This is a genomic window from Novosphingobium marinum (genome assembly GCF_013408095.1).
Classification (GTDB): Bacteria; Pseudomonadota; Alphaproteobacteria; order Sphingomonadales; family Sphingomonadaceae; genus Novosphingobium; species Novosphingobium marinum.
Genome location: NZ_JACBZF010000012.1, coordinates 1 through 17,264 on the forward strand (window position 1 = coordinate 1; position 17,264 = coordinate 17,264).

The window sequence follows — 17,264 nt, forward strand, 5'->3', positions numbered from 1 at the left end:
GGCCCTCAATCTGCCGCCGGATAGCCGCGCCGCCTAAGCGTTCGCTGATTGTTCGCCCTTAGCGTTGTTTAGCGTACCATCCACGCTATGCCCTCGACTGGACCAGCTTGCGCAGGTCGTCTAGATTGCGCGCCAGTCGATCCATGCTGTGGACCACGACAGTGTCGCCCTCGCGGGCGAAGGTGAGCATGGCGTCGAGCTGGGGCCGGTTGACGTCCTTGCCCGATGCCTTGTCAGTGAACACGCGGTCGAGCGACTGTCCTTCCAACTGGCGATCGACATTCTGATCGAATGTGCTGACCCGGACGTAACCGATCCTTTGGCCTTTCATCGCCACCCCCTGTGCGATTTTGTCAGGTTGAAATCTATGACACAGCGCAACATACGTCAACAAAATCGCATCCAAACCCTATCCTGACAGAAGTTGGCGCGCCAGCCTGACGTCCGGTTAGGCTATACTCCAGATTGACATAAGGATAAGGGGGTCGATCAAGGGGTCAGTTCCGGCTGAGTGTGGAATCGTACGTTAAGGGCTGGCGAGCGCGCGGATGCCGTGATCGCGGAGATTTCCGCTGGGATCGACATAGCGGTAGAGCGTTACCGGTTTGACGCCGAGCTCCTTGCAAAGTTGGGCGACGCTGGTGTCGCGATTAGCCATCGCGGCCTGGGCCAACCTGATCTGGGCCTTGGTCAGTGCAAATTTCCGACCGCCATGCCTACCACGAGCGCGCGCAGCTTCCAATCCAGCCATTGTGCGTTCGCGGATAAGCTCGCTTTCAAATTCGGCCAGCGTTGCGAATATGCCGAATGACAGGCGGCCTGCCGGGGTTGTTGTATCAATCTGGGCGCCTTGCCCAGTGAGAACCTTAGGGTCCAGACTCATTCACAGCCAAAAGGCTACGGCGGTGGCGAGCGCCACCCCTGACAGGAAGTTGGCGGCGAGCTTGTCGTAACGGGTGGCGATGCGGCGGAAGTCCTTGAGGCGGCAGAAGGCATTTTCAACGAGGTGGCGGTCGCGATATCGCTGCTTGTCATAGCGGATTGTGCGCTTGCGATTGCGCCGACCCGGGATCACCGGAGTGGTGCCTGTGTCGCGCAGCGAACGCCGCAGCCGATCCGCATCGTAGCCCTTGTCACCGAGCAGATAGCGCATCCCGCTGGCGCGTTCGAGAAGGGCGGGAGCTGCGGCCACATCGCTGACGTTGCCCGGCGTCAGCATCAGCGCGAAGGGGCGGCCAACGACATCGGTGAGGGCGTGGATCTTGGTGGTCCAGCCACCGCGCGAGCGCCCGATCGCCTGGATTGAATGCCCCCTTTTCCTCCAAACGCCGAACGCTGCGCCTTGATGTAGGTGCTGTCGATTGCGGTGCTGCGGGTCACGGCCCCGGCATCGACCAGAGCATCGAGCAACTTCAGCCAGAACCCGCGCCGCGACCACCGGTTGAACCGATTGTAAATCGTCGTCGATGGTCCGTATTGCGCCGGACAATCGCACCAGCGGCAACCCACCTTCAGCACATGCAAAATACCCGATATCACCCGCCGATCATCGACCCGCCGCGCGCCGGGCTGGTTCCTCGGCAAATGCGGCTCGATCGCCGCCCATGCTTCATCCGACAACCAGAACAACGAACACGACATGTTCAGGAACCTCCTATCCAGTGGAAAACCCTTGAATCAATGTGTCCGCTGCTTTTCAAGAAGCTGATTGAGTTTAGACCCTAAGGCCGACCCCGCGCTGGTTAAGATCGGCGACGACACGGACGAGATGTTGCAAGCTGCGACCGAGACGGTCGAGCTTCCAGATTACCAGCACATCGTCTTTCCGGAAGGCCTTCAGGCAGGCCTCGAGCCCTGGTCTGTCGTCTCGCTTGCCCGAGGCCCTGTCGGAATAAATTTGCTCATTGTGGACGCCGGCGACGACCAGGGCATCGCGCTGGAGGTCGAGTGATTGACTGCCGTCAGCTTTGGACACGCGAGCGTAGCCGATCAGCATGTTTCACAAACAATCGTTTGAGGTGGCCTGACGGGATCAAGGGATTTCATGTTGAGAGCTTTATCATTTCCCATATCAAATTCATACCATCATAAATGTCTTGATTCGGAGTTTTGATATATGGCGCATCGCGTCGTCCTGACCGAGCGCCAGCGGACAGCGATTTTCTCATTGGCCACCGATGGGCACGGGTTGCTTCGACACTACACTCTGGCGGACGATGACCTCGCCCATATCAAGTCTCGTCGTCGCCCCCGGAATCGGTTCGGCTTCGCTTTGCAGCTCTGTGCGTTCCGCTTTCCAGGACGACTGTTGACATCCGGTGAAGCGATCCCCCGCGAGGTTGTCGAATTCCTCGCTGCCCAACTTGGTGCAAAGCCGGAGGAACTGCTCACCTATGCCGCCCGGGAGGAGACCCGCCGGGAGCACCTCATCGCCCTGCGCCGGATTTACGGCTACAAGATGTTCTCCGGGCGATATGCTCGGGATTTCAAGGAGTGGTTGTGCCGGGAGGCGGAAGAGACGCGGTCCAACGAGGACATCGTCAGGCGATTTGTGGATCGTTGCAGGGAGACCCAGATTATTCTGCCAGCGGTTTCGACGATCGAACGGCTGTGCGCCGATGCATTGGTTGCAGCTGAACGTCGCATCGAGACCCCGCATCGCGCGGTGGATCGACGGCGAGATGCGCAAGCGGATGATCGCCTTACTGACGGAAACGATGCCGGGCAATATCAGCCGGCTCGTATGGCTGCGCAAATTCGAGGTTGGCAATAACTCGGCGGCGGCGAACCGGCTGCTCGACCGTCTCGAGTTCCTTCAGGATCTCAATTTGCCCGCCGCCGTGCTGAAAGGTGTGCCCGTGCACCGGATCTCACGGCTGCGCCGTCAGGGGGAGCGCTACTTCACCGACGGGTTGCGCGACATCACCTCCGACCGGCGCATCGCGATCCTTGCCTGCTGCTGCGTCGAATGGGAAGCCGTCATCGCCGATGCGGTGATCGAGATCCATGATCGGATTGTCGGCAAGACCTGGCGCGAGGCCAAGCAACTCCACGACACCAGGATTGCCGATGCCCGCTCGACCGTGACCGACACCCTCCGGGGCTTCACTGCCCTCGGCACCGCGATGATCACGGCGCGTAATGATGGTGTGCCAATCGAGATCGTGCTCGGCCGGATGCCGGAATGGGGGCAGCTTGATCAACTGGTAGCAACCGCCGCGCAGCTGAGTGCCACCATGGCCGACGAACCTTTGGCGCATGTCGGGATGGGCTATCACCGGTTCCGCCGCTATGCGCCGCGCATGCTGCGCTGCCTCAAAATCAAGTGCGCGCCCGTGGTGAAGCCATTGCTGGAAGCAGCCATCAAAATCCGCGATGCCAAGCCGCCCGGTGCCCCAGACCCGGATTTTTTGCGGCCGGGCTCCAAATGGCGGCGCCACCTCAAGGTTCAGGACAAGGGTGACAATCGCTTCTGGGAAGTTTCGGTCCTGTTCCATCTGCGCGATGCTTTCCGGTCCGGCGACATGTGGCTCGCCCATTCGCGGCGCTACGGCGACATGAAGCAAGTGCTGGTACCGATGGCGGCGGCGCAGCAGGAAATGGCCCAGCTGACGATGCCGCTCGATCCACAAACCTGGCTTGTGGATCGCAAGGCGCGACTGCTGGCGGGGTTGAAGCGTCTCGCCGCCGCCGCGCGCAATGGGACCATACCCCATGGCAGCATCGAGAATGGTACGCTGCGGATCGACCGGCTGACCGCCGATGTGCCCGATGAGGCGAACGAGTTGATCCTGGATCTCTACCGTAGGCTGCCAGCGGCGCGGATCACTGACATCTTGCTCGAGGTCGACGCGGCCACCGGCTTTACCGAGGCGTTCACCCACCTGCGTACCGGCACCCCTTGCGAGGACAGGATCGGCCTGCTCAACGTGCTGCTGGCCGAGGGGCTTAACCTTGGTCTGCGCAAGATGGCGGAAGCCTCGAACACGCACGACTACTGGCAGTTGTCGCGCCTGGCCCGCTGGCATGTGGAGAGCGATGCCATGGATCAGGCGCTCGCGACAGTGGTGGATGCGCAGGGCAAACTGGATATGGCCCGCCACTGGGGGTTAGGCACAACTGCCTCAAGCGATGGCCAGTTCTTCCCCGCCTCCCGGCAAGGTGAGGCGATGAACGCGATCAATGCGAAGTATGGATCTGATCCCGGGACCAAGGCCTACAGCCACGTAAATGACCAGTATGCACCATTTGCTTCGCGCCTGATCCCGGTGACAGCCAGCGAGGCCCCCTATATTCTGAGCGGCTTGCTGGCGAATGAGGCAGGTCGGCAAGTTCGGGAACAATACGCCGACACGACCGGCTACACTGACCGCGTCTTCGGCATGAGCGGGCTGCTCGATCGGCGTCTCGTCCTGCGCATCCGCGATCTTCCTTCCAAGCGGTTCTATGTGTTCGACCCCGCCGCCACGCCGGCAGAATTGCGCAAGTTGGTGGCGGGCAAGAGCAGGGAGGACGTGATTGTTGCCAACTGGCCAGATCTGTTCCGAGCCATCGCGACGGTGAATTCGGGCCGGATCGAACCCCATCAGATGTTGCGCAAGCTCGCCAGCTATCCGCGCCAGCACAACCTTGCCGTGGCCTTGCGCGAGGTCGGTCGCATCGAACGAACGCTGTTCCTCATCGACTGGATTCTCGATGCGGACATGCAGCGCCGTGCCCAAATCGGGCTGAACAAGGGCGAGGCGCACCATGCACTGAAGAACGCGCTGCGGATCGGGCGACAGGGTGAAATCCGGGATCGCACCAGCGAGGGCCAGCACTTCCGCATCGCCGGCCTCAACCTACTCGCTGTCATCGTCATTTACTGGAATACCCTGCATTTGCACGAGGCCGTCGAAGCCCGGCGCCGCGATGGTCTCGACGTTCCGCCCGAGCTGCTCGCTCACATTTCCCCGCTGGGCTGGGCCCATATCCTGCTCACCGTCGAATATCGCTGGCCCAGGGACGCCGAGCCCGTGTAGCAACGGCCAGAGCGCATGGCATGCCGGGAAGAATGATGGTCAACGCGACGCACAAACCGCTGAACGAAAAGGCAATCCGCGCCTTGCTCGACAAGCACGCTTGTCCGATCGGCTACCACCAGCTCCGCACGCGATTGCTGGGTGCCATTGCCAGCCCTGATCCGGACGTTCAGCCCATGACGGTGATCGCCAGCCTCTGGGGTGGAGAATTACCCGAGTTCGACAGCCTTGATGATGCCAATGAACTGCTTGGCGCCCTGGTGATGGCGCTTTGGAATGAATTGGCGGTGCACCAGGACCCCAAAGTACCATTCAGGGCCATGTCTGTTCCGCTGGAGCCGACCGCTGCCAATCTTAGGAATTATGGCATGGTTCGCGGCCAGGAGGCTGAAGGGTTCGTCGAAGGGCTGTTCAACGGGGCGGACGAAGCCGGCTTGCCCGAGCGCGCGCACGAGGCCGTCACGCATCTCGGCGACATCCGTGCCATGATGCTGGGCGTTGCTGACCTCATTGAGCGCACCGCCGGTGAGTCCGAGGATCGCGCCCAAATCAAGGAAACCATCAAGCACTTGCGAACCATGACCGAAATCATGGAAGCCGAAATCCACGCTGCTATTCTGTCTTGCGTTCGCGCGCGGCAGCAAGGCCTGCCCGGTCTTACCGCGCCATGGCCAACCAGGCATTGAGCGCCGGGCAGGCTGCGTGTGTTCTAGCGATTGCGGGCCGGCGCTTTTGCGATGCGACTGAGGCTTGACCAAGAACAACTTGAATTGGTATATACAATGTCATTACCTTTGGAGGCGTTGCGATGAAAGCCGCTGTGTTCACGATGAAGCTGGAGCCTGATCTGCGGGCCGAGTTTATGGCCGAGGCCGAGGCCAGCCATCGACCAGCGTCGCAGGTTGTGCGGGAATTCATGCGGGCATTCATCCAGCAGCAACGCGCGCAGCGCGAGCATGATGCCTTCGTGCAGCGCAAAGTTGAGATCGCACGCGCCTCGGCACAAGACGGTCTTGGCCGATCGAACGAAGAGGTCGAAGCCGCCTTCGCCGCTCGACGTGCTGCCCATTCGTGAAAATCGTCTGGACACCGGAGGCTGAACAGGACCGCGCCGAAATATGGGACTACCTGGTGGCCAGAGATCCTGCCGCCGCCCTTCGGGTCGACCAACCATTCAGCGAAGCCGTTGCCAAACTGGTCGATTTTCCAATGCTTGGCCATACGGGCTTGGTAGCCGGGACACGCGAAATCACCCCACACCGCAGCTATCGCATAATCTATGAGATTGCGGGCGATACGGTCTGGATTTTGGTTGTAATCCATACAGCACGCCAATGGCCCCCGCTGCAGAATTAACGCCCCCCCCGTTATCGTCGCACGATGCGCGACAAGTTCGCCTTAACGTACGATTCCACACTCGACCGGAACTGACCCCAGCCCGTGGAGCCACTGAATCAGGACGATTACGAGCAGCAGAGCAAGCGCCCATCCGATCCGCTTGCCCCATCGTTCGCGCCGCTTTTGTGCATGCCACTGCCGGAAGGCAACCGGATCGCTCGGTTCGATCTCTACGACAATGTCGCGCCAGTTGCGTGGGCGGGGCATGGACCTCCAATCTGACAGCTGAGAGCGGACAAACAGGCTCGCCCGTTCGGGCGGACCTGGCTGACAGGAAACCTTTTCTTTCGGCAAGGCTACCGAATCCCGTCACCAAAGCGAGACGAAAGTTCGAGTTCCTGTTTTCTGCACACCGAATGCGGCAAGCCGTGGCGGTTTTCCTTGTTATAACAATGGGATAGGAGATATCGGGAGTTGCCTTCTGCTGCACCTATTGAAGGCGGAGCACTTTTCTCTCGCATTATTATGGGGTTATTTGGTGCCCTTGGGGGCATCAGTTTCCGTGTTGCAGCCGGGGGCACCTGATCTATAATGGTGATCCGGTACGCGAACCGAGGACCTTAACGAAAAGTGTGACGACAATGAAAAAACCAACCAGCGTTGGCGTGAAGCTGACGAACGTTCTTCTTGATGAAGTTGATAGCCTCGCAGCCAGTAAAGGCACATCTAGGTCCGAGATCATCCGTACCGCGCTTGCCATCGGCTTACCTCAGTTGAAGGCAGGCGTTTCCCCCGACATCGGACGCATCCTCACAATCTTCGAGTACACCCAGCTCGCCTTGTCGCTTATTGTCGATCGCCAATATCCTGAAGACGGGGACGAAATCTTCGACATGGCAGTCCGCAATGTGGAGGCATTTCATAGTTAATATCTTCGTCCCTGTATAAGAGTGCCCTGGCTCTGCCCACTCAGATCAGCTCGGCCCTTTCTCGAAATCCACGCCGAAATTGGACCAGATGCCATCTTCGCTGCGCTCAATGCCATGCTTGTCGCAGAAGCGGCTCCACAGTTCGGCAGTGAGGCGGGGTAGGGGGGCGTTTTCCTCCAAGCGCGAGCGTATGCGGAAGACTTCGGACGTTGGCGCCACATTCTCGGCGCTTGGCAGGCCCCATTCGATATACGTCAGATAAGCATCGCAAACACCAATCAGGAAGTTGGCCATGATCGCGGAATCCATATGTGGCAAGAAATGTGCGAGCATGTCGGCATCCTGACCCACGCACAGATCGCTGAGCGCCGTTCGTAGCGGATCATGCCAGTGGCGGAAATGTTCGCGCCATTGGCCGAACCAGTCGCCAAAGCTGATCGTGCTTACCGGCTTGCCCTTGTCGCGGTGCTGGTCAAGCACTTCCGTTTCGGTCTGTGCTTCCATCTCTATAAGGGCCCGATCAAGCCGTTGGAACAGCCCAGATACGGGTACCTCTCGCAGGAGGAATGCAACCTGTCGGCGCCAGTCAAAACGCGGGATGCCGGCGATGTCGAGCAGCCGGTCCCAATCGCTCCCGTCTTGATAGCGCGCCCAGGCATCTTCGGAGAGATCGGTGATGTTCTCCTTTGCCGAGTAAAGCCGCCCGAGATTGCGGATCGACATCCTTTCGAATGCGATCATCCGGCTGAGATAATCGTCGACCGACGGATCGTTGAACGGATCCTGCCAATTATGTTCGGGCTCGACGAATTCATCGAGGGGCAGTGCACGTGGACACCGGGTGGTCAGGTCCTGATAGAAGTGACGTAGTAGATGTTCGTCGGCCGGTTCGATGCGGGGATCGGGAAGGTCGACCTCGGCCAGCCAACGCGCATCATCAGGCAGTTTGTTGACGTCGAATCGATCAGTTGCCATCGCATAAGCAACGCCATTGAGAAACAACCACAGGAAGCTAACGCCCCAGGGCCGCCGTTCCGAGATATGTTTGACGAGCCAGCGGACCTCGGCATCGCCCTGCATGCCGCGCAGTGCCTCGTTGAGCGGGTCTTCCAGCGTTTCCAACATATCGTCACGATAACCGCGATAGGTGACGGGGAAGTTCCATGCCTCTGGCGCTCTCTCCCCGTAATAGATGGCGTTTTCGTCGCAGGTCGCACGTGCCCGTGCGATTGCGGGGGCGAGCAGGGCGGCGATCGCTTCGGGCGTTTGTCGCCGCACGAGGATCGCGGCGAGCCGCGCCCAAGACAGTGGGCCGATCTCCTGATCGGCCAGCCAGTCCGACCAAATGTTCGGCTTGTCGAGCATCGCGCTGAGACTGGAAGATTTCGTGAATCTGCCCGAGCGGGCGGTGCTGTTGTGGTTTCGGGCCAAACGTGCCTCCATGAATGCGTTGGAGGCGGCCCGAAGCCGGGTGTTCGTAACCCCGCGTTGCCACAAGGCGCCGCCACCTTTAGGCGGACCCTGGACATGCGTGACGGCCACCCGGCCGAAATAACGCTTCGACCGGCGACAACAACAGAGGTTACGACGCCTCACCCGCGGGACTGACCGACGGGCAGGAGGGGTTTAGGCGATTTTCCGTGGCGGGTGAAGTGTCATTGGGTTTTCAATCCGCCGCCAGTACGGCAGCGCTATACGCCGGTTGATTTCATACATCTCGCCAAACACGGGCGAGGGTTATTGTCTGCGATTACAATGACTTAGGGTGATAATAATAGTTATGTTAAATAACGCATATCTCGGCACTTATATTGACCTGATTTCCACTGATCGAATATTGGCGCAAAGCTGCCCGGAGGCAGAGCGTTGATTTCCATATTATAGACGTCACTGCAAAAACTTTTTCTCTGCTGCTTTAACGTCATCTCGACATGACTGAGCAGTTTTATCCTGCATTTTTAGATTTATTAAAAACGCGGGATAAATCAGCGGTGACTGCCATCGTTGCCTACTCCATTCACGCTTTCCCCACGAACCGGACGGCGGCGTAAAGGTCGTTGAATTTCCGCACCTGGTCAGACGCAAAGATCGTCGCTTCGTATTCAGGCAAATCGATCGAGATACGGTCGCCATAGAGCTGCGATGTCGAGGTGGTACGGGATGCCTTTTCGACTTCGCCCTTGGCGGCACCATTCTCCCAGATCGTGTAGAGCAAACCTTTCTTCGTCTCATACCATTCGATGCCGTCGAGCGGCTGCAAGCGCCTGCCTTGTGGTTCGTCGGGTTCATCAACTGGCCCAGACAGCTTTCCCTCCGGGATCACGATCGCCGCCGCGTTCGACGCATTCTCCGAATGTGCTGTGTCGCTGCTCACCGACGGGATGATTTCATCGGTTCGCTCGATCGTGGCGGCTGAACGCAGTTTTTCAAGCCAGGCCAGCAGCTTGCCCATTTCACGTTCGGGATCCTGGTACCAGTCGACGGACCAGATACGGTAAATCTTCCAGTAGAGCCCCTCGAGAACCTGCTGTCGGATGCGATCGCGGTCGCGGACGGTGAAACCCGTGTGATAGGGTGCGCCATCGCATTCGATGCCCGCCAGGAAGACATCTCCGCAATCGGGATGTCGGACGCCGATGTCGATGCGAAAGCGGTTTACGCCCACCTGTGGCACGCACTCGAAACCTTCGAGGCGTAGCCGCTCTGCCACGACCCATTCGAAGTCGTTCTCAGCCTCCCCCACAGTCAATTCGTCCACTGTCGGATGCTGGTTGAGATAGGTCAGATAGGCGTTGAAGGCGCGGATTCCCCGGCTTGACGTCGGAGTAACTTTCACGTCGCCGGGCCGGAGCGAGGTGAAAACCCTGATCGACATTTTCGCGCGCGTGACCAAGACGTTGAGGCGGCGCCACCCGACCTCCTGGTTCATCAGGCCGAAGCGCTGGAGAACATTGCCGTCCTTGTCGGGGCCATAGACGGTAGAAACCAGAATTATATCGCGCTCGTCACCCTGCACATTTTCCAGATTCTTGATGAAGAACTCGTCGACCGTATCGGCAAAATGTTCGACATAGCGGTCGATCACCGGGTGTTCGAGGCGCAGCCGATCGAACTCGACCGCCAGCAATTCCGCCTGCTGGGCATTCATCGCCGCGATGCCCAGCGAATATTGCGGATAATTGCTCATCAGATGCAGCGCCTCTTCCAGAACGGCCTCGGCCTCCTTCTGGTTGATCGATGAGGCGTAGAAGGTGCCCGGCTTGCGATCCGGGACATAGATTACCTTCGCGCCGAGCAGCTCGTCACTGTCACCCGACGGGCTGGGAAAGACGACCAAATCATCGTCATAGAATTCGTGGTTGGAGAATTTGATCAGGCTCTCGTGGCGCGAACGGTAATGCCATTTGAGCCTGCGTTTGCGCCGGAACCGCTGATTGGCGACGTCGAGAATGGATTCCGCATCGGCGTCGACCCCGACGCTGTCATCAGCATCTTCTTCCGGCGTTTTGGATCCGAAGTGATTGCTGGGCGGCAGCTGGTTGGCATCGCCCACCACGACAAATTGCTTTGCTCGCATGATCGAGCTGACCGCAAATTCCGGTCGCATCTGCGAAGCTTCGTCGACCACCAGCAAGTTGAAATCGACCGCACCGGGCTGGATATATTGTGCAGCGCTGGCGGGCGACATCATCCAGACCGGTTTCAGCGTCTGCAATGCAGCGCCGGCGCGATGGATGACGTCGCGCATTGGGGTTCGCGGTCGCTTGAGGCCCAGCTCATTGTTCAGCAATGCCATATCGGTAAAGTCGCCGCGGCGGCCATGCCCGATGCCCCGTTCCGGCTGATCGTCAAGACGGTCTGCCAGTATCGCCATGGCTTCGAGTTCGTGGAGTTCTTTGTCGATCCGGGCAAACTGTTTTCTTGCTTCAGCAAGGTTCAACCCACCCATCCGCTGGAGCATCGCACCATCGGCATGGAGATGGTGTTTCAGAAGCGCGGAAACTACGCGCAATTCATAGGCATCGGCCAGGGACGCCGGATTCAGTTCTCCCTCCATCGCCGCATGGCACAGGCCGTTCAGCCCCCTCTCGTCGAGATCGGCCTTGTCACTCAGCAGCTTGGCGGCCTCCCGCGCGCCATCCTTATCTGCCGCCAACTCTTCGAGCCTTTCACGAATGCACCGCCACAGGGGCAACGCCTCGTGCGCTTCGCCATTATCGAGATTACGCGCATCAATTCCGCTGGAATCGAACAGAAGGGTTCTGGCGGCTTCCCATCGTCTCGCATTTGCCATGAAGGTCTTGCCGATCTCGGCAATTTCACCGGACAGCGCGACCGGCTGCTCGCTCTGCGTCAGGGCAGGAATGATAGCGAGCGGGTCAGACCTGGCCTGCAACTGACCAACCTGCTCCAGCGCCCTGCCCAACCCGTCTAGCGGTGCGGAAATATCTTCGATCCAGTCCAGCACTTCACTGCGGGAAAGCTGCTCGAACTGTTCGCGGCAGGCATCAAAAGTCTCGATCCGGGCAGTCAGGCTGTCGCCCTCACGGATGATGTGCCCGGTATCGTGTGCCCCAAGCGCTTGTAGCAATTCTGTGATCCGCTTCAGCGTATCTCTGCGTCTTTCGATCGCAGCTGTTGCAGCGAGGAAATTAGCCGTCGGCTCAACGACGCCGGCTAATTCTTCCACCACCGGGGTAAACCGGGCGGCCAGTCGACCGGCCTTGTCGCGACCATCACTATCGAGGCCAAGCCATTGATCGAGTGCGGTATCGAGTTGCGCCTCTCCCAGATCGAATCTTGCTTTCCTGAGCGCGAGCCGTGCTTCCTCCAGTGTTGCGAAGTCGGAATCGTGCCCCTTCCAAAGCATCGGTGGGAACAGAGACCGGACCGAACTGCCATCCTGAAACTGATTGACGGACTGCCGGAATTGGGCGGCTTCGCGCAAGGTTTCCACATTCCGCAGCCGCTCTGCGGAATCGCGCAACAGGCGTGCGCTGCGCCGTTTTGCCCGTTTGTATTCCCCTCCAAACATGCGCGCAAAAATCCCGCTGTTCTCAAGCGTATCGGCCAGTTCCTGTAGTTCGGCAGGCTCTGCCTGAAGGGTTTCTTCATGCACGATCTGAGTAAGGTTCTCCTGCGCCTGTACAATGCCTGCGGCTTTTTCGCTCTGCTCCGAAATGGCCAGTTCGCTCAACGGGTCGAGCAAACTACGATCCATAAATGCGCGGGCAGATGCCGGATGGTTAGCCAGGCGCATGCACACCTGCCCCAGAACTGAAACAGCCGAAAGTGGCAGATCATCAGGTAGCCGAAGCAGGGACGCCAAAGAGTCCGCCGCCTCGCGGCCACCTCGCGCTTCGCTGGCAAGCCTGTTTGCGGCAGTGGATTGAGCCCTGGCCTGGCTGACGGTTTCAGGCGGATTATCGAGCAGCGCCATTTGCTCGCCCAGTTGAACGACGGTCGGGCGATCGCAATTCTGCGGGTTGGAGATATCCTCGGCAAGCTTGTCGTACAATCGCCGCCAGCGGACCTGGAGCCCCATTGCGCTGCGTGCATTGTCAGAAACACGAAGCGCCGCGATGGCTTCCAGCTCTGTCACATCGAGGAAGGATTGGAACGTTTCGATCTGATCGACCAGCGGTTTCAGCTCTGCCGATGGGGCCGGGATGTCGAACGGCCCGGCATCCTGAAAGGCTTGCAGATCGCTCAGTAGAGCTAGAGCCGCCTCTCCGGCCTGCTTGGAAAGTCGCAGAGGCTCTGCCTGATCGAATACGGGCAGTGAAGCAGCCGATAGCCAGAGCGTACGCGGACGACCGTCCAGCGATTGCAGCGCTTGCCCGAAGATGTCGAGCTTGCCGCGCATCTGTTCGAGCTCGACCGCGCTGATTGCGGTCGGTGCCGGACAGGCAATATAGTCGGTAAGCTGCTCCTGCAGTGGCGCTGGCACATTCTTGCCAAGATGGATCTGGCACCAGAACAGATCATAGACCGTGCGGTCCAGTTGGCCTGGCCTGTCCTGCAATCTGGCCAGGTAGAGACGCAGCTGTTCGCGTCGCTCCTTGAGTCGGCCGCGCTGCAGTTTAAGGTGGCTCGCGTCGTGCCGGGCCACGCTGGCGAGGCGTTCGCGCAAGCCATCATAGACCTGTGTGCGATTGGCATTCTCGCCATGCAGTTCCAGCACAAGTGGCCCCAGACCGGCTTCGCGCAAACGGTTGGCGACGACCTGGAGTGCCGCCTGCTTCTCCGCCACGAACAGCACTTTCTTGCCCTCCGCTATGGCGTCGGCGATGATGTTGGTGATGGTCTGCGACTTGCCAGTTCCCGGCGGTCCTTCGATCGCCAGATCGGCACCTTCTGCCACTTCGATCAGGGCCGAATGCTGCGAAGCGTCGGCAGGGCTGACGAGAGCCGGTGCGCGCTCGGCCCAATCCGGCTCGTCGATATCATAGGGGTCTGACGGGGATGGTTCGCCATGCATGGGCGCGGCGCCCATCAGGGCGGGCAGCAGGCGATGCTTGCCGAACGCATCGTCCGTCCAGTTTTCCGGGTCGAGATCCTTCCAGAGGATCATTTGCGGAAAGGGCAGAACCGAGAGCGTCACAAAATTACGCAGTTCGAGGTTACGCCCTTCGTCAAGCACAGCTAGCAGGCGGACGAAATAGGATTCCGGCGTTTCCTGTTCGCGCAACTCCGGAGCCTTTAACCCCCAGTGTTCACGCATCTTCTCGATCAGTGCAATATTGACCTGCAGCCCTTCATCATGCGGGCGCAACGTATATTCATATCGCGACCGTTTGACCTCGCGGTGCAATTCTACAGCCTGCAGCAATACCGGCGCATGGTTGGTCGTGCTGCTCTTGTCGTCCTGCCATTCGACAAATCCGCAGGCGAGGTAGAGGGTATGAATGCCGGTTTCCCGGTAGTGCGAACGGTATTTGTCCCAGATCGCCTTGAGGCGCTTCTGCAATTCCTTTTCTGTCAGCAGCACCCGCAACTGATCGTCTTCGTGATGGGCCTCGACATCTTCATCGCTCCAGTCGAGATCGAAGGACGGATTGACCCCGTTTGCCCTCGCCAACGCCTTGATATCCAGCGATTTGCCATAGTCCAGACGAGGCAGGCCAAGCTGCTCGCGAATACGCATCCTGAGGCTGCGTTCGGCGGCCTGCAATGCGTCAGCGTCGTCCTCGTGATCGCCGAGCTTGTCTGTCGCAGCGAGGAATTCCTCATCGATCAGCCGCCCGCGCTCGTAAGCGATACGGAATTCGTCAGTCAGTTCGTCTTTTGGCGTTTCGTCGGCATCGGGAAGTGGTTCGAACTGCATGCCGCTCTTGTGCAGCGCCTCGAAAATCAGATCGGGCCGCTCATCGACAATACGCAGTATGCTGGCGGATCTGCCGCCGTGGCGGAAATTGATGAGCGGGCTCTTGCGCGAAAGATCGATCAGCTTGGCGCGAAGTTTCGCCACTGCCTCTTGCGTGTCATCGATGATCTGGGGGGCAATCTTGTCCTTGGTCCCACTCATCGGGTTGGATGCTCCGGATTGCTTGTCGAATGCGCTGAGCCAGGAGATGACCCGCTCGCGAAGTTGAATTGCTCGGGTAGTTGAACGATGAACCAGCTCCTGATGCAGCAATAGCAATTCGGCCTTGTTAAGCCGATTACGTTCCGCCGCTTCTTCAAGCTCGGCAATCGAGCGATCCATCAGAGGCCGGGTCATGCGGTGCCACCTGCGCGCAAATCGTCGAGAAATTCGCTGCCCGGTTCAATGCCGGTGACCAGCAGACGATCACGCGCACGGGTGCAGGCGACGTAGAGCAGGTGCCGCTCTGTCTCGAATGCGGTTTCCAGTTCCGCGATGTCACCGATGGCTGCCAGGCGCACCGGGTCGGGCAAGACATCCTCATCGCAAGCCATCACGGCAACGGCGCGGAATTCCAGTCCCTTGGCATCATGCATGGTGGCAATGCGGATGCCATCACCGGCACTGGCAGCCTCAATAGCATCGCGGGCGCGGCCGAATTGCCCTTCGCTACGGACGAGAAGGCCGATCTCGCCGCTGGCGATCCACTCGCTCGCGCATTCTTTCAGCCATGCGGCGACGCAAGAAATTTCGGCCTTCTCGTTACCGAGCAGGCGGATATCGGGCGCCGGACCATCGAATACCGAAACCGTGCCGCGCCGCCCCTCTTCCACGCCGTCCATATCGGTGATCGAGGGGGGCAGCAGCCGATCTGCCATCGCCCTGATCTGGTGCGAGGTACGATAATTCACTTTCAGCGTGTGGCTGCGCCCGCGAATGTCGAGGCCCAGCTTCGCCCAGCTGAACGGTAGGCGGAAGATGCGCTGGCCGATGTCTCCGGCCAAGAATAGGGCGTCGGCCCTCCCCCCGGCGGCTTCGGCGAGGAATCGCACCTGTGCGATGGTCAGATCCTGCGCCTCGTCCACCACGACGTGGTCGAACGGCAGCGCACCGCCGTCACGCAACCACTCTGTCAAACGGCCATAAATCATCGCCCATGTCACCAGCCCACGCTGCGCCAGGCGCTGGCGGACATCGTCGAACACCGCCCAGGCCGCCTCTCGCTGGCGCGGGCCAAGCCGGGTGCGGCGGCCAATGCGCGGTATCGTGGCATAGCTTTCCGCATCGGTGACGCCCCAGGCATCGACCAGCTCGGTCCATTCCTCCAGCAGAAATTGCGGGGTCAACTCGCCGCCCAGTCCTGCCGCCGTAGCCTCGGCGATCATGGCGCGGATCTGGCTAGGGGTGGCGCGCGTAGGTGACCCGAATTGCGCGGTATAGAGTTCCTCCGCAGCCTGATCGAGGGTGCGGACGGTGGTGCGTTCGCTCAGACCGCCCTGCCCTTGCGTCAACAGGCCCAGTTTCCCGGCAAGAGATCGGGCCAGTTCTTCGGAAAAGGTCGTCAGCAAGATGCGGGCCGATTCATCGTCCCGCGCCAGATGCACAGCCCGGTGTAGGGCGACGATGGTCTTTCCGGTCCCCGCCGATCCGGTAACCCGCGTCGGGCCGGTAACCTCGCGACCAACCAGCTCGCGCTGCACGGGATGCAGGAACACCGCCCATTTCTCGAACGGCGCGTCGAGCGCGGCCTGCAATTCTTCAATATTGTCGAGCACACGAAACCGACGCTGGGCGTCGGGATGCGTGAAGGGATCATCGCCCGGCTGTGCAGGCTTGGCTATATGATCCTCCAGCCTGCCGCCTGTGGCGAAATCATAGAGCGCTTCAGCCGCTTCTGCCGGCAGCCGTTCGAAGAGCGTGTCGAGTTCGCTTTCTCCCATCGCCCGGACCGGATCGAGCCAGTCCCGCGGCACACCTACATCGAGCATCTGGTCGTCCGACAATGCCCAGAAGGGCTGGGCTTCCTTCTTTTGAGGCTGACTGGCCCCCTCGGTGTAAACGAGAGGGTCTGCCACTTCCTCACGCTCCACCACTTCGACGATCTGCATCGCCCCGGTGCGCTCGTGGGGAATGAACTTGCGCCGCTCGGCCCAGCGATAGGCATCATCATGGTGGCCGACATAGGCGAGCAGTGAATCGTCGCCGTCACGCCGCAGGATGATACGGATGTCCTGCGACACGCGCGCGGACCAGATGTGCTTGTCCGCAGTGTTCAGCCGCTCCAGGCTAAGACCCGCCCCCTTCGGATCGAGGAAAAGCGCCATGGCCGTGAGATTGGCCTGCTTCTGCTCGTTATGCGTAAGCTTGCCCAGAGAATCTGTGTATGTCGAGGAAAGCTGGAGGGTCACGCTTCTGTATTCACCTCAATCGCAATCAGCTTGTCCTGCAAATCGCCAATCGTGTAGCCCAGCGGCCCGGTGATGCGATCAACCGCCTCCGACATGGTGGTCGTGTTGTAACCGGTGAACTTGTCGAATTCGTCGCGCAGCCCTCGCAATTCCTCTGCGATAGCGCCGAGCAATGCGATCATTTCATCTGCCTGGCCTTCTC

At 59.8% G+C, this 17,264-nt stretch carries 10 protein-coding genes and 3 pseudogenes; 5 read left to right on the forward strand and 8 right to left on the reverse strand.

Annotation, left to right across the window (positions count from 1 at the left end; genetic code table 11):
• Nucleotides 1-85: 85 nt before the first annotated feature.
• The 4 genes and pseudogenes from FHS75_RS16975 to FHS75_RS16990 all read right to left on the reverse strand — a co-directional run.
• Nucleotides 86-331, reverse strand: coding sequence for a recombinase family protein (locus FHS75_RS16975; protein WP_425325962.1), 246 nt, complete (start codon nucleotides 329-331; stop codon nucleotides 86-88).
• A gap of 195 nt (nucleotides 332-526) precedes the next feature.
• Nucleotides 527-868: pseudogene (locus FHS75_RS16980) on the reverse strand (recombinase family protein); the annotation flags it as partial.
• 15 nt (nucleotides 869-883) lie between these two features.
• Nucleotides 884-1,641 (reverse strand): IS5 family transposase gene (locus FHS75_RS16985; protein WP_179408841.1). Its coding sequence is split into 2 segments (ribosomal slippage): nucleotides 884-1,308 and nucleotides 1,308-1,641, totalling 759 coding nucleotides; the frame shifts between segments, so codons are not numbered across the junction.
• A 76-nt stretch (nucleotides 1,642-1,717) separates the two neighbouring features.
• A pseudogene (locus FHS75_RS16990) lies at nucleotides 1,718-1,996 on the reverse strand (recombinase family protein); the annotation flags it as partial.
• Nucleotides 1,997-2,116: 120 nt separating this feature from the next.
• On the opposite strand from FHS75_RS16990, the pseudogene FHS75_RS16995 reads away from it, so the two are divergent.
• The 5 genes and pseudogenes from FHS75_RS16995 (at nucleotide 2,117) to FHS75_RS17015 (ending at nucleotide 7,288) form a co-directional block, all read left to right on the forward strand.
• Nucleotides 2,117-5,021, forward strand: a pseudogene (locus FHS75_RS16995) (Tn3 family transposase).
• A 32-nt stretch (nucleotides 5,022-5,053) separates the two neighbouring features.
• Nucleotides 5,054-5,707 (forward strand): UPF0149 family protein, encoded by a 654-nt coding sequence (locus FHS75_RS17000; protein WP_229735724.1) that lies wholly within the window; start codon nucleotides 5,054-5,056, stop codon nucleotides 5,705-5,707.
• A gap of 122 nt (nucleotides 5,708-5,829) precedes the next feature.
• Nucleotides 5,830-6,096 (forward strand): antitoxin of toxin-antitoxin stability system, encoded by a 267-nt coding sequence (locus FHS75_RS17005; RefSeq protein ID WP_179408843.1) that lies wholly within the window; start codon nucleotides 5,830-5,832, stop codon nucleotides 6,094-6,096.
• Nucleotides 6,093-6,377, forward strand: a complete 285-nt coding sequence (locus FHS75_RS17010; RefSeq protein WP_179408844.1) for a type II toxin-antitoxin system RelE/ParE family toxin — start codon at nucleotides 6,093-6,095, stop codon at nucleotides 6,375-6,377. The genes FHS75_RS17005 and FHS75_RS17010 overlap by 4 nt, the downstream gene beginning before the upstream one ends.
• Nucleotides 6,378-7,000: 623 nt before the next feature.
• Complete coding sequence (locus tag FHS75_RS17015; protein WP_179408845.1) at nucleotides 7,001-7,288, forward strand: ribbon-helix-helix domain-containing protein; 288 nt, start codon at nucleotides 7,001-7,003, stop codon at nucleotides 7,286-7,288.
• 45 nt (nucleotides 7,289-7,333) lie between these two features.
• Here the strand turns inward: FHS75_RS17015 and FHS75_RS17020 are convergent, their stop codons facing one another.
• The 4 genes from FHS75_RS17020 to FHS75_RS17035 all read right to left on the reverse strand — a co-directional run bounded on the left by FHS75_RS17020 (nucleotide 7,334) and on the right by FHS75_RS17035 (nucleotide 17,244).
• Nucleotides 7,334-8,653, reverse strand: coding sequence for a hypothetical protein (locus tag FHS75_RS17020; RefSeq protein WP_179408846.1), 1,320 nt, complete (start codon nucleotides 8,651-8,653; stop codon nucleotides 7,334-7,336).
• 652 nt (nucleotides 8,654-9,305) lie between these two features.
• Nucleotides 9,306-15,011: a DUF4011 domain-containing protein gene (locus tag FHS75_RS17025; protein ID WP_179408847.1), complete on the reverse strand. Its 5,706-nt coding sequence runs from the start codon at nucleotides 15,009-15,011 to the stop codon at nucleotides 9,306-9,308.
• On the reverse strand, nucleotides 15,008-17,062 hold the full coding sequence (locus FHS75_RS17030; RefSeq protein WP_179408848.1) for a 3'-5' exonuclease: 2,055 nt from the start codon (nucleotides 17,060-17,062) through the stop codon (nucleotides 15,008-15,010). The genes FHS75_RS17025 and FHS75_RS17030 overlap by 4 nt, the downstream gene beginning before the upstream one ends.
• Nucleotides 17,059-17,244: a hypothetical protein gene (locus FHS75_RS17035; protein WP_179408849.1), complete on the reverse strand. Its 186-nt coding sequence runs from the start codon at nucleotides 17,242-17,244 to the stop codon at nucleotides 17,059-17,061. The genes FHS75_RS17030 and FHS75_RS17035 overlap by 4 nt, the downstream gene beginning before the upstream one ends.
• Between the last annotated feature and the right edge of the window lie 20 nt (nucleotides 17,245-17,264).

What these genes read in the sequence shown, in the direction of transcription:
- FHS75_RS16975 (WP_425325962.1), bottom strand. Translation starts at nt 331, where the DNA reads ATGAAAGGCCAAAGGATCGGTTACGTCCGGGTCAGCACATTCGATCAG.
- FHS75_RS17000 (WP_229735724.1), top strand. Translation starts at nt 5,054, where the DNA reads ATGATGGTCAACGCGACGCACAAACCGCTGAACGAAAAGGCAATCCGC.
- FHS75_RS17005 (WP_179408843.1), top strand. Translation starts at nt 5,830, where the DNA reads ATGAAAGCCGCTGTGTTCACGATGAAGCTGGAGCCTGATCTGCGGGCC.
- FHS75_RS17015 (WP_179408845.1), top strand. Translation starts at nt 7,001, where the DNA reads ATGAAAAAACCAACCAGCGTTGGCGTGAAGCTGACGAACGTTCTTCTT.
- FHS75_RS17020 (WP_179408846.1), bottom strand. Translation starts at nt 8,653, where the DNA reads ATGCTCGACAAGCCGAACATTTGGTCGGACTGGCTGGCCGATCAGGAG.
- FHS75_RS17025 (WP_179408847.1), bottom strand. Translation starts at nt 15,011, where the DNA reads ATGACCCGGCCTCTGATGGATCGCTCGATTGCCGAGCTTGAAGAAGCG.
- FHS75_RS17035 (WP_179408849.1), bottom strand. Translation starts at nt 17,244, where the DNA reads ATGATCGCATTGCTCGGCGCTATCGCAGAGGAATTGCGAGGGCTGCGC.